This window comes from Pelagihabitans pacificus (genome assembly GCF_009371985.2).
GTDB lineage: Bacteria > Bacteroidota > Bacteroidia > Flavobacteriales > Flavobacteriaceae > Pelagihabitans > Pelagihabitans pacificus.
In genome coordinates this window covers 634,060-646,332 of the sequence record NZ_VIKU02000001.1, presented here as the reverse complement: position 1 = coordinate 646,332, position 12,273 = coordinate 634,060, and the positions used below count along the sequence as shown (strand labels likewise).

Sequence of the window (12,273 nt, the reverse complement as noted above, 5' to 3'; positions counted from 1 at the left end):
TTAGGAATCCTCGATTCCAACAGTCGGTCACTGGAATCCGGAAACTATTTCTTATAAATTATTTACTGACGACCCTTATCTTTTCTTTTACCTGTTGGGCTATTTCCCGTGCCCGTTCCACATTTTCGTTGACAATCGTTACATGGCCCATTTTACGAAAGGGCCGTGTTTGTTTTTTTCCATAGATATGGGGGGTAACCCCTTGTTTGCCCAAAATAGTTTCCATGTTTTCGTAAATCACATCGCCTGTATGACCTTCCGCCCCGACCAGATTTACCATAATTCCCGGTAGTTTGCTATCGGTTTTGCCCAGGGGAAAACCCAAAATGGCACGCAGATGCTGCTCAAACTGGTTGGTATAACTGGCTTCGATACTGTAATGCCCACTATTATGGGGTCTTGGGGCGACTTCATTGACCAGTATCCCGTCTTCTTGGGTCTGGAACATCTCAACCGCCAAAAGTCCCACCTGTTGTATTTTTTCAGATACCTTTAAGGCTATTTCCCTTGCTTTTTGGGCTACTTTGGTATCGATTCGTGCCGGACAAATAACATATTCTACTTGGTTCGCTTCCGGGTGGAACTCCATTTCGACCACTGGATAGGTTTTTATTTCACCACTTGCACTTCGGGCAACGACCACAGCCAATTCATTCTTGAAATATACCATCTCCTCTGCGATGCATTCGCCAGGAGGGAGCCCCTCCAAATCTTGCAACTTGCGCACTATTTTCACCCCTTGCCCGTCATAACCGAATTGGGCCGCTTTCCAGACAAAGGGAAGTGAAAGTCCGCCATTGGACACACTGTCCTCTATTTCACTTTTGTAGGCGAACCGTTGGAATTTCGCGGTCGGGATTCCTTGGTCAACATAGAACAACTTCTGTTTGGCCTTGTTCTGGATAATTCGAAGCGCCTTAGTGGGTGGGTATACCTTTAAGCCTTCTTCCTCAAGTTTTTCCAAAGCATCCAGGTTTACGTTCTCGATTTCGATTGTCAATAAGTCTACTTGCTTACCTAATTGGTACACCGCATCGAAATCCATTAAGTCGCCCTGAACAAATTCATTACAGCCAATTTTGCAGGGTGCTTCGGGAGAAGCATCCATTACCTTCGTATGGATGTCCCACTTTCTGGTCTCATAGAGCAGCATTTTACCTAATTGGCCACCGCCAAGGATACCAAGTTTAAAGTTCGAAGAAAAGTAGTTCATGAGTCTGGTTTTCGAGTGCCTTTTGTGGCTCGGGAACAAAAATACATCGAATTCTTAAAACCGTTCCTGCACAGACGAAAAAGAGAAATCAAAATGCTATATTTACGCTCTTCTAAAACGAAGGCCACCAATGAAACTACACGATAAAACCTTTGTTCCCTACCTGTCAGAAGCGGAGATTTTGGCTGCGGTAAAAAAAGTGGCGCATGCCGTTGCGGAGGATTATAAAAATCAAGTGCCAATTTTTGTGGGAGTGCTCAACGGGGCGTTCATGTTCGTTGCAGACTTTCTAAAGGCGTATCCGCACCCTTGTGAACTTTCCTTTGTGAAATTAAGTTCTTACCAAGGGCTGACTTCTACAGGCATTGTGGAAACCCTCCTGGACCCTCCGGACAATATCGATGGAAGAAGCGTCATTATTTTAGAGGATATCATCGATTCGGGGCGTACGCTTCAGGAATTGGTGCATCTTTTTTCGGATACCAATGTGAAGGAATTCAAGATTGCCAGCCTTTTCTATAAATCCGAAGTCTACAACGGTGAATATACCATTGACTATGTCGGGATCGAAATTCCAGATAAGTTCATTGTGGGCTACGGATTGGATTACAAGGAATTAGGAAGAAACCTGAGAGAAGTTTACCAACTAGAAAACCAAAGACACATGATCAACCTTGTTTTATTCGGAAAACCAGGTGCCGGTAAAGGCACTCAAGCAGAGTTCTTAAAGGAAAAATACAATTTGAAACACATTTCCACCGGAGACTTGTTTCGCTATAATATGAAAAACGATACAGAGTTGGGAAAGTTGGCCAAGTCGTATATCGATCGAGGGGATTTGGTACCCGATGAGGTCACCATTCGGATGTTGCAGGATGACGTAGAGAAAAATCCCGATGCAAGCGGTTTTATTTTCGACGGCTTCCCAAGAACAACGGCCCAAGCGGAAGCCTTGGATGCTTTTTTGAAGACCAAGGATATGAAAATAAATGCTACCATTGCCTTGGAAGCCAAGGATGAAGTGTTGATACAGCGTTTGTTGGAGCGTGGCAAGGTAAGCGGTCGAAGTGATGATCAGGACGAGGATAAAATCCGCAATCGTTTCGAGGAATACAATCAAAAAACGGCGCCTTTAAAAGACTATTATGAGAAACAGGGCAAGTTTCATTCGGTGAACGGAATTGGTGCCATCGACGAAATTACCCAACGACTGGCAAAGGTTATTGAGGAGCTTTAGTCCGATATGGATTTTTGGTCATCCAAAACTTTCAGCGGTGTAACTTCATGAAGATGAAAAATAAGATTTTAGGCCTTTGTTTCTTTACCAGTATATTTTTGTCGGCTCAAAACGACTACCCCTACCCGTCACTAAGCCCCATGGGCAATATCTCCCAAATAATAGGAAATACCACTATTAAAGTAGCGTACGAGCGTCCTGCTGTACGAAATCGTCAAATATTCGGTCATTTGGTGCCATGGGATAAGGTATGGAGAACAGGGGCAGGACATTGTACAAAGGTTCATTTTGATAAATCTGTGCTCGTTTCCGGGCAGCCTTTAACTGCTGGGACATACTCCTTGTTTACAATTCCAAACCCTAGGGAGTGGGTTATCATCTTTAATGCCGATACCACATTATACGGGAGTGGTCGTTATGATTCCGCGAAAGATGTGGCCCGCTTTTCGGTCGTTTCAAAAAAGACAGATCGTTTTTATGAGGCCATGACCATTGACATTGATTTCATTCCAAACAACGCCCAATTCTATATTTCTTGGGCGAATACCCAGGTTTCCTTCGAAATCAGCACATCGACCGATGAACGTATTGCCGATTATATAAAAGAGAATTTATTAACCGGCAAGAGTAAAGTATCCGATTCCTACGCAGGAGCTGCCTCGTATCTCTTATATCAAGGGAAGAATTATAAGTTGGGACTTGAGCTCGCCGACAAGGCATTGGCTTTGGATGCCAATAACAGCTGGGTTTACAATACGAAAATCGCAATTTACGAGCAATTAAAACTTTACCCAGAAGCTCTGAATTGTGTTGGGCTGGCCATTGAAAATACCGAGAAACGAACTTACGAAGAGGAGAAATATCGAAAGGCGGATATCGATAGGCTCAGGGCGATCTACCAACGGATCGAGGAAAAAATGAAATGAATGAATTAATTTGATGGTGAATCCTCCAGCAAACCACGACATTCCTAAAAGCGGTATCCAAGGGAGACCCCCAGTCGAGGTACCAATTCGGAACCTATATCGTTGTCAGAGGTAACAATGTTTCGTCCTACACCTCCATAAAATTCAAATGCAAATCCTTTACTGCTCGTGAATTTCCCTCCAAGGGCGATACCAAACGCAATGTTGTTACTACGCTCGTTCGAGAAAACCTCACGATCAAGATCGATGTCATAAAATCCATCATAATCCTCCTGAATATTATACATCCCGAAGGCTTCCAAGAAGAAACCGCTTGCATACCAACTGGAAAAGTACCGGCGGTAATAAGGAGTCAAGGCAAATTTTTCGTTGTAATAAGGCCCATCCAGGAAATCGTCTTCTTCCCGGTCATACAAGTTGAAAAGTATCGAAGCACCAAATGACGACTCGGAATCGATCAAGTATTCATAGGAGAATTCCGGGGATTTGAAAACAATCAGATTAAAAGCGTTCGCCTTGATTTCATGCTTTCTCGGATTGTCGTTGTTCTGGGCACTTACCCCTATAGAAATTAATGCAAAAAGGCTAAGAAGGTATCTGTGTATCATACTGTATCGGTTTCGGTTGATTGTATCAAATAGCGGGCCACTATGGCTTATGGTGTTGTAACAACTTATAGATTGCTCACCCTACCATGGAAGTGGAAATTTAATCATTTTTTCAACAAAAAGTACGGGACGACCGCTTATGCATACGAAAGTGCAATGCCTCTTGAAACTGCACGCTACCTGCCGGTAATTACCTATTTTTACACCGAATTAACTAGTAAGGGAAATGACCGAGGGAAACTTTGTCGACTACGTAAAGATTTATGCCGAGTCCGGTAAGGGAGGCAAGGGTTCCGTGCATCTGCACCGGGAAAAATACATCACAAAAGGAGGTCCTGATGGCGGAGATGGAGGTCGGGGCGGACATGTAATTGTACGGGGTAACGATAACTTATGGACCTTGGTCGGTTTTAAGTTTAAGAAGCACTTTAAGGCGGGCCATGGGGAGCATGGAAGCAAGAACCGTAGTACCGGAGCCGACGGTAAGGATGTATATATCGATGTTCCCTTGGGTACGGTCGTAAAAAATGCGGAGACCCAGGAGGTGCTTTTTGAAATCACCGAATCCGGGGAGGAAAAAATACTCGCGGAAGGAGGAATGGGGGGTCGTGGCAATTGGCATTTTAAGACCGCCACAAATCAGACCCCACGCTATGCACAGCCAGGAATGCCTGGTGAGGAAGTTTCAGTAATTTTAGAGCTCAAAGTCTTGGCCGACGTAGGGTTGGTCGGTTTTCCAAATGCGGGTAAGTCGACATTGTTATCCGTTATTACCTCGGCCAAACCAAAAATTGGGGATTATGAGTTTACCACCCTTAAGCCCAACCTGGGCATTGTTGAATATCGTGACTTCAAAAGTTTCGTTATGGCCGATATTCCGGGAATTATTGAAGGAGCCGCCGAGGGTAAAGGGCTAGGTCACTATTTTTTAAGACATATCGAACGCAATGCGACCCTACTGTTTCTAATTCCGGCAGATAGTAATGACATCAGTAAGGAATACGAAATCCTGTTGGATGAGCTCAGGCGCTATAATCCCGAATTACTGGACAAAGACCGTCTCATCGCCATTTCCAAAAGCGATATGCTCGATGAGGAATTGATGGCGGAAATGCGTGAGGAACTCGACAAAGAATTTAAGGAGGTACCGTATATGTTCATCTCATCGGTTAGTCAGCAAGGTATTACGGAGTTAAAAGATAGGTTATGGAAGCTGCTGAACCCACAACACAATTGAGCAAGATGGAACAGGAGGTTTTTATGGGCCATCTTTTGTCCTAGTTGTTGGTTTGTAGATAGTCCTATGTACGCTTCGGGTCACCGATCCTATTGGCAAGGAACTTTTCAAACGTTTTTTTTGAATGGCAAGATGGTATAGACTACGTCTCAACGGCAGTACTGTTTTAAAGACAAAACAGCTACCCTTGTAAGAATACTTCGATTGTTAAAAACTTTCGTTTGCACTTCCTTGGACTTTAACTACTTTCGTGAGGCGGAAAGAAAATCTTCTTTCTTTCACGCCAAAGTAGACTCCTGAGAACGGTCTGCGTATTTTCCCACTATATGAAGTGATGGTTGGTGTTCCCCCACGAACGTTTCACCCCATAATTTCGCTACTTTAATGAAGTGCGCAGAATACTATTTGGATAATCACAAAATCGAAATTCATTATTCACTGTTTGGAACCGAAAGTGTCTTTGTTAACGGAAATAAGATTTCCGAGCAAAGGTCTTCGCTAAAAAAACCACATCATTTTGTTTTGGGGAACAACAGGTATGATATCTATTCGAAACTGGATATCGCAGGTCCTTCGGGAAAGGATTTTCAAATTCATAAAAACGGTGCTGCCGTATCGTTGGTTAACTTTAAATCACAGAATTCGAAGGCCCTACTGTTTTTAATCGTAGTGCTTGGGACCGCCACCGGCTACGTTATAGGACTTTACCTTTTTCAACTATATTTTGGAGATTTTTGATCGAGTAAAGTTCGCTTTCGTCCAACTCACGTTACTATTTTTTTATCGAGGCGTTGACCGACACCCGGACACCTTCGCTATGGCTGCTGAACTCTGGGGCGTACATGCTTTGGATCGTGGTAATGCCGTTGCTAAAATCCCCGGCGTTGTTGGCCCGTACATCATATTCAAAGACGTAGACTCCCTTGGGAAGAAAGTCAAAAAAGAAATTGGTGCTGGCATCCTTGGTACTTTCGTAATAGCCGAGACCATCTTGCCATTTATAATTGGAAAGGACGTTCACAGGTTCAAACCCTGCGGCCCGCATATCTTTCATGTGCACAAACTCCATGTCGCGATCTGCTCTTAGTTCGATACGTACCCGTATCAAATCACCAACGCTCACTTGCGTTTTAGAGGTAATTTCCGTAATCTCTTCCCCAGTGTCGGTGTTCTTCTTTAAAAAGAGCTTTTTCTTTAGCTGCAAAGGAGTTTTGGCGAAGGTTATTTTGTCCAAATCCTCGAAATACTGCCAATAGAGCCCACCCCACGCAATACCGTCGCCTTTTTTGCTTATTTGTACCTCTGCCATTTGTGGTCGTACCTCGGAACCGTTCCAAGAAGTCTTGTAGTACCCCGTTCCGGCTTCTACCTGTACATTTTCCAGTTTGGATGGGGTAATTTTTTCACCACCTATCAGCACTTCGACTGCATCGGTTACCGAGAGCCAATCGTTTCCTTGAAGTAAAAGGGCGTAAATGGCATCGGTCGTTGCCTTCGTAGTCTTCCATTGATTGGTTTGCTTGTTTTTGAGTAACCATATTTTCAGGTTATCGATAGTGATTATATCTTCCTGAATTTCGGAGAAAGCTTCAATTAACAATGACTGTGTTTCGATAGGTGCCCTGTACCAGTACCACGAAGCAGTATTTTCTTTCCAGTACATCCCAAGTTCTTCGGAAATAATACTGCTTTCTTCCAAAGCTCTCATAATCTTACGTGATGTTTTGACGTCTCCCATTCGATGCAATACCAAGGCCAACATTCCTTTGGAAAAGAGGCCCCGGCGCATCCAATATTTCTGAGCCTGTTGTTGGTAGTAAGCGATGAGGTCATCGACCTTTTTGGAGGTATTGATTTCTTCGAAAAAACTACGCATATAGAGATAGTGCACCTGGGTCTGGCTTAGGTGGTCATCCTCTGGATTTGAGGCATATTTCTTCATGTGTTCATATTCCTTTATAAACTCCTTGTCCAAATACGAGATGGCCTTTTGTATCATCTGCCCACTTGCTTGATGCTCGACTCCGCTCGAAGCTACAGCGAGTTTCGTTAGATGCCCCCATCCGGCGATGATATGTTGGGTGATGAATCGGCTATCCGGTCCGCCCTTGAACCAGGCCCACGCCCCGTTCGATTTTTGGCTTAACTGTAGTTTTCTCAAGGCTTTGGTCTGTTCCTGCTTCATTTTGTCCATATTGAACAAGAGTGCTATCCGTTTTTTTTGTTCGGTTTCAGACTGGGCATCACGTAACCACGGCGTTTCTTGGATCAAGAGCGATTTCAATTCCTGGTTCTTTTCCAAATTGCTCAAAAGAGCGTCCGCACTACGCCATTGATCAAAGACTTCCTGAATCCTTGGGTTGCTATTGACAATATGACTGGCCAACGAATTGGCATAATACCTGGCAAAGATCTGTTCGTTACATTCATACGGGTACTCCATCAAATAGGGGAGGGCCTGCACCGCATACCAGGCGGGGTTAGAGGTCATCTCCAAGGTCAGTTTATGATGTTTTAAGGTGGTAGAGGCGCTATTTTTGAGTTTGTCCAATACAAAGGTCTTGGTCTGATTGCTTCGCACCCACATGGGCAGGGTTTCGGTCACCAACATGCGGTTGGTCAGTACCGGGAGTACATTTTGTTCCCCATCGCTAAAATCGCCTGCTTTGGCAATGATTTTATACTGCACTGCCTGAATACCTTTGGGGATTTGAAGACGCCAGGAGATTTGGGTATTGCCGAGGGAATCGACGGTAAAGCTTTTAGTTGTTTTGTCATCCTGGACTCCATCGCCATCTGCACTTCCCCCAGAGGGGGTAGATTTTAGCAACTTGGATGAAATTTCGTTGTTCGATACTGCATCGATTAATTCCAATTTCGCATGTCCTGTAAGCCGTTTATCGGTAAGGTTGGCAATCTTGGTGCTGATAGTGATTTCATCACCCTCTCTTAAAAAACGTGGAGCATTAGGGATGACCATCAGTTCTTTTTGGGTCACCGTTTGAAGATTGGTATAGGCACTCTGCAGGGTCTTGGTATGTGCCAATAATTGAAGTTTCCATTGGGTCAAGGCTTCGGGTGTCGTGAAACTGAAGGCCACATTTCCTTCTTGATCGGTCTGTAATTGTGGAAAGAAGAAAGCAGTTTCTTGAAGGTTTTTGCGAATCTGCACATCGTCGAACGAAGTGGCCCCATCATCTTTTTCTTCTTTCCGTTCAACTACGGCATTTGCAGCTGATGGGGGGGGAGCCTTCTCGTTATCGACACTTAGACCGGCCACTTGTCCTTCCATTGTATCCTCCAATGATTCCTCGGTTAAAGTAGCATCCATCATAACCGCCTGCGGCGCTTCCGTTTTTCTCATCCTTCTCAACCCATTCCCGTAATACCTACCATATCCAAAATGAAAACCGAACCAGTTGAACGAATCGAAATACTGTTGTTGGTAGCTGTGGCCATTGCCATAGGCGGTATACACATTGAACGAGTTAGTACCGTAACTGTGGTGGCCTTGTATATAGAGGTTGGAGTAGTAGTAGGGCCGATAGATAGGATCAAAACTCCAATAGTGTCCCCTAAACGCATCCAAAGAGGCATCGTACATACTGGCCAAGAGTTCGGCGGTGACCTTTTCCCCCTTAGGACCTTTTACCTTGAACGTCCATGTCTCCTCGGTACCTGGCTGTAGCTTGTCCCGAAACGTACCGGTTTCGATTTCCAAATCGGTTACCGGATAGGGTACCGCTATGATTAACGAGCCTTTCTGGAAGGCGTTATAAGCCGAAAAACTATAGCTGATGCTAAAACCACCCTCATCGTCCTTGGTAACGGGTATGGTAAACGACTTTGAGTTGTTGTTCAGTTCGATCACCTTGGTTTCTATAATTTTTCGTTTTTTTTCTAGGAAAACGGTCACGGTAAGATTTTCCGAACTGCTCAAGAGGGTTACTTCCACATTATCCCCAATGCGATAGGAGTCTTTATCGGTCTTAATTCGGAACAACTGGTTATCGGCCAGGGTGTTGTCCGTTTGGCTGAACAGGGTAGTTCGCACAACATCCTTTACTTCTTGCCCAAACTTATCCTGGGTCTCCAGTTCGATAACGTACTTGCCAGATTCCCATTTTTTAATGTTTTTAAGTGCGACTTCGGTCGCCTTTCCCGTATCGAAATCCGACTCCCAAACCATTGTACCTTTTTCCCATTGACTAGGATCGTGTTCGTTACCATAGGCATCATGCGGATACAACTTCTTAAACTCGGCCCTGGAGAACCCTTCGTAGTCCGGGGCGGCCCAAGGCCGCGGTCTCAATACATATTCCGGGGCCTTTAATTTATACATTTTGAGGGTGCCCTTGGCGGGAACGAACTGTCCGTTCAGATTGGTGGTCGTTATCTTGATTTGGTTATTGGCCCCATCCTTGTCGAGGAGATTGCCCACATACACCTGGGCGGTCAAAGCGTGGTACCCGATTCGGACTGTGGTAGTGGCACTATGGGTCTCTCCGTTGATGTCGGTCACATCGGCCGATATTTCATAGGTGAAGGTCGGCAGGGCTTTCTTATCGATATTGTTGTCGGGGATGGCCTTAAAATCAATTTGGTACCCCCCATCGGCATCGGTAATGGTCTCTCCATGGGCAATCTCTTGCGGACTCCCGCTAAAATAGGGCCGGTACCAAGAATACCATCTTGGGAAGGAGACTACTCTTTTAACGGTATAAGCGACCTTGGCGTCGGTGATATTACTTCCGGCATAAGCGGTCGCTTTTCCCTTTACGGTAATGCTATCGTTTACCTTATAGGTTTCGGTGATACGTTCAAAGGAGGTTTCGAATTTCGGACGTTTGTATTCCTCTACCGAAAAAGAAGTACTTCCGTTAAGGGGAAGCTGCTTCGAATTAACTTCCATGCTGAAAGCACCCGTGAGGCCGTTATTGGGAAGGATAAATTCCCCCGAAAAAGAACCGAAGCGGTTCGTCCTGAACTCTTGCTTTGCCAATTCTTGATAATTCACATCCTTGAGCACCACGGTGACCATGGTATTTTCAAGAACCGAGGAAACCTTATGGGTTCTTTTAATCGCGATTCCCTTGAAATAAAGAGGCTGGCCGGGACGATATATGCTACGGTCTGTTAATAAAAAGGCAATATGGTCGGTACGGGATGCGGAATCTTCGTATTTCCGGTTCACGTAAAACTCCCCGAAATGGGCCGTGTCTTTATGGTGAGAAACGGTAATCGTAACATTATTCCAGTATTGTTCGGACAACGGAATGTTTATGAAACCCTTCGTGTCGGTGGTCATGGTCTTCGTCCGAAAGGCACCATCGTAGTTTCGCTGATACCTTATTTTTATCGTGGCCGCTGCGATTGGTTGTCCATTATCACGGTTCACTGCTTGATAGCGCTGATGGGTAGGCGTTCGTGTCTCGATTAAAGCGATATTCGTAACCTGAACCGGACTGTAGGCGAAGGTTTGGTTCAGATCGGACTTGTTTTCACCGTCGATAGGGGATGCAAGTATAATGTAGTGTCCGTTTTCCAAGCCGGGCATCGAAATCTCTGTACTGTGATTCTGGTAGTCTTGCTCGTCCTTAATCTGAGTCTCCCATTCTTCCACCACCATCATTTCCCTGATAAAGGAAAGTTTTTTGGGCATGGGGTATAGCTGCTCCAACGCTTTTATCTGCCCTGGCGTGGTTCTAAAAGCGGTAAGTCGCAGCGACCGGTGATTTTTATAATTCACCAACAGACGGGCCTGGGTGCCTATGGGAATATACTTTTCGGTGGTCAATTGTAGGCTTTTAGCCAAGATTTGGGATTGTAGGGCCTTGCATTTGTCGGCTCCTCGGGTAACTGGCTGGCTGTTTATTACCTCATTGCAAATGGCTAGTGCTTCCTGATGCTTCCATCGTACGTCCACATTATTCTTAGGGTCATAACCATTGCCCTGTTGCTGTAGGAGGGCCGCAATTTCATAGCGATACAAACTGGCTGCCAAATTTCCGTTTAGGGCTTCGACCGTATTGTTAAGTACCTCTATGTATTGTTCATCCTTGTTTTCAAAAACGGCGTTTTGATAAATGAAGCGTAAGCGTTCGATGTCTACTTCGGCCAAGGTATAGGGTTTTTGGGAAGGCAAATGGAGCATCACTAGTTTTTGGTATACCCGTAACGCCTTTGCCTGTAAGGAGGTTCGATCTGTAGTATCAATGGTTCGGTCAGGGAAGAAACGGGCCTCACAGAGTAATTCGGGATCATCTATTTCAAACCTATCCGCTGGTCGGGTGACGTTATTTTCACCGGATTTATAGAAATCCAATGCAGCATGGGCCAATAGGTCGAAAAGGGTGGGGCGGTATTCCTCGGATTTTTCCTGTTTGTGCAGTATAGGTTCGAAGTCGTGCACAAGGGTTGCTTTCAACTGCGCTTCATTCTGCAGGGATCTTTCAAAGTGAAGGTCGATTTCGTGAAAAAGCGTGGTAAGATCCCAAGTACGAAAGTCTGTACTATCGACCTTTGTCTCTGTCTTGGTACGATTGTAAAATTGATAGCGGTTTTGTTGAAAGTATTGCCAGTACATCCTGGCTAGATAGCTTTCAAGTACGTTTTTGGTTGGAAATGCCGCCTTTTTGATTTCGGATTTAAAATCATTCACAATGTTCAGCTGGGCGTCTTCTTCCAATATCATCGCATATTTGGAAGAATATAAGAGGGCCTTGACAATTTGGGCAGCATTCTTTTCCATCTTGGCTTTTTCAGAGATGGTACGTACCACTTCCAAAGCGGATTTGGTCAAGGATTCGTTTTCGAGATTTTCGACCTTTTTCCAAATCGTTTTATAGGGTTCACTGCTTTTTTGTGAATGCATCATTTGAGAAAATAAGAGTATCGTGATCAGGGTTGCAATGTGTTTCATCACCAAGTTATTAAGCTATACATCTTCAAATAGTACGGATACCTATTATGGAATGTACAGCATTTTTCAAAGTTATATACAAAGATGTGGCCAAAACTCCCTGAAAACCATGAAAAGTGAGGGAACTACT

The 12,273-nt window shown here is 44.6% G+C and carries 7 protein-coding genes; 4 read left to right on the top strand and 3 right to left on the bottom strand.

Annotated elements, in window-relative coordinates; translation table 11 throughout:
* Positions 1-58 precede the first annotated feature (58 nt).
* On the bottom strand, positions 59-1,213 hold the full coding sequence (locus FK220_RS02895) for a 5-(carboxyamino)imidazole ribonucleotide synthase (RefSeq protein WP_152572771.1): 1,155 nt from the start codon (positions 1,211-1,213) through the stop codon (positions 59-61).
* A gap of 130 nt (positions 1,214-1,343) precedes the next feature.
* On the opposite strand from FK220_RS02895, the gene FK220_RS02890 reads away from it, so the two are divergent.
* Both FK220_RS02890 and FK220_RS02885 read left to right on the top strand, forming a co-directional pair.
* Positions 1,344-2,450 carry an adenylate kinase gene (locus FK220_RS02890; RefSeq protein WP_152572770.1) on the top strand — a complete coding sequence of 369 codons (1,107 nt, stop codon included), beginning with the start codon at positions 1,344-1,346 and terminating at the stop codon, positions 2,448-2,450.
* A gap of 53 nt (positions 2,451-2,503) precedes the next feature.
* On the top strand, positions 2,504-3,376 hold the full coding sequence (locus FK220_RS02885) for a DUF2911 domain-containing protein (protein WP_152572769.1): 873 nt from the start codon (positions 2,504-2,506) through the stop codon (positions 3,374-3,376).
* Positions 3,377-3,420: 44 nt separating this feature from the next.
* Here the strand turns inward: FK220_RS02885 and FK220_RS02880 are convergent, their stop codons facing one another.
* Positions 3,421-3,984 (bottom strand): DUF3575 domain-containing protein, encoded by a 564-nt coding sequence (locus FK220_RS02880; RefSeq protein WP_152572768.1) that lies wholly within the window; start codon positions 3,982-3,984, stop codon positions 3,421-3,423.
* A gap of 226 nt (positions 3,985-4,210) precedes the next feature.
* Between FK220_RS02880 and obgE the strand changes: the two genes are divergently transcribed.
* Positions 4,211-5,221: a GTPase ObgE gene (gene obgE / locus FK220_RS02875; protein WP_152572767.1), complete on the top strand. Its 1,011-nt coding sequence runs from the start codon at positions 4,211-4,213 to the stop codon at positions 5,219-5,221.
* Between the two features lie 384 nt (positions 5,222-5,605).
* Complete coding sequence (locus FK220_RS02870) at positions 5,606-5,959, top strand: hypothetical protein (protein ID WP_152572766.1); 354 nt, start codon at positions 5,606-5,608, stop codon at positions 5,957-5,959.
* Positions 5,960-5,993: 34 nt separating this feature from the next.
* On the opposite strand, the gene FK220_RS02865 is transcribed toward FK220_RS02870, so the two are convergent.
* Positions 5,994-12,143 (bottom strand): alpha-2-macroglobulin family protein, encoded by a 6,150-nt coding sequence (locus FK220_RS02865; RefSeq protein WP_166204745.1) that lies wholly within the window; start codon positions 12,141-12,143, stop codon positions 5,994-5,996.
* Positions 12,144-12,273: the final 130 nt, after the last annotated feature.

Bases quoted from the DNA above. Each gene is read 5' to 3' on its own strand.
- FK220_RS02865 (WP_166204745.1), bottom strand. From the start codon at position 12,143: ATGAAACACATTGCAACCCTGATCACGATACTCTTATTTTCTCAAATG.
- obgE (WP_152572767.1), top strand. From the start codon at position 4,211: ATGACCGAGGGAAACTTTGTCGACTACGTAAAGATTTATGCCGAGTCC.
- FK220_RS02880 (WP_152572768.1), bottom strand. From the start codon at position 3,984: ATGATACACAGATACCTTCTTAGCCTTTTTGCATTAATTTCTATAGGG.
- FK220_RS02895 (WP_152572771.1), bottom strand. From the start codon at position 1,213: ATGAACTACTTTTCTTCGAACTTTAAACTTGGTATCCTTGGCGGTGGC.
- FK220_RS02890 (WP_152572770.1), top strand. From the start codon at position 1,344: ATGAAACTACACGATAAAACCTTTGTTCCCTACCTGTCAGAAGCGGAG.
- FK220_RS02870 (WP_152572766.1), top strand. From the start codon at position 5,606: ATGAAGTGCGCAGAATACTATTTGGATAATCACAAAATCGAAATTCAT.
- FK220_RS02885 (WP_152572769.1), top strand. From the start codon at position 2,504: ATGAAAAATAAGATTTTAGGCCTTTGTTTCTTTACCAGTATATTTTTG.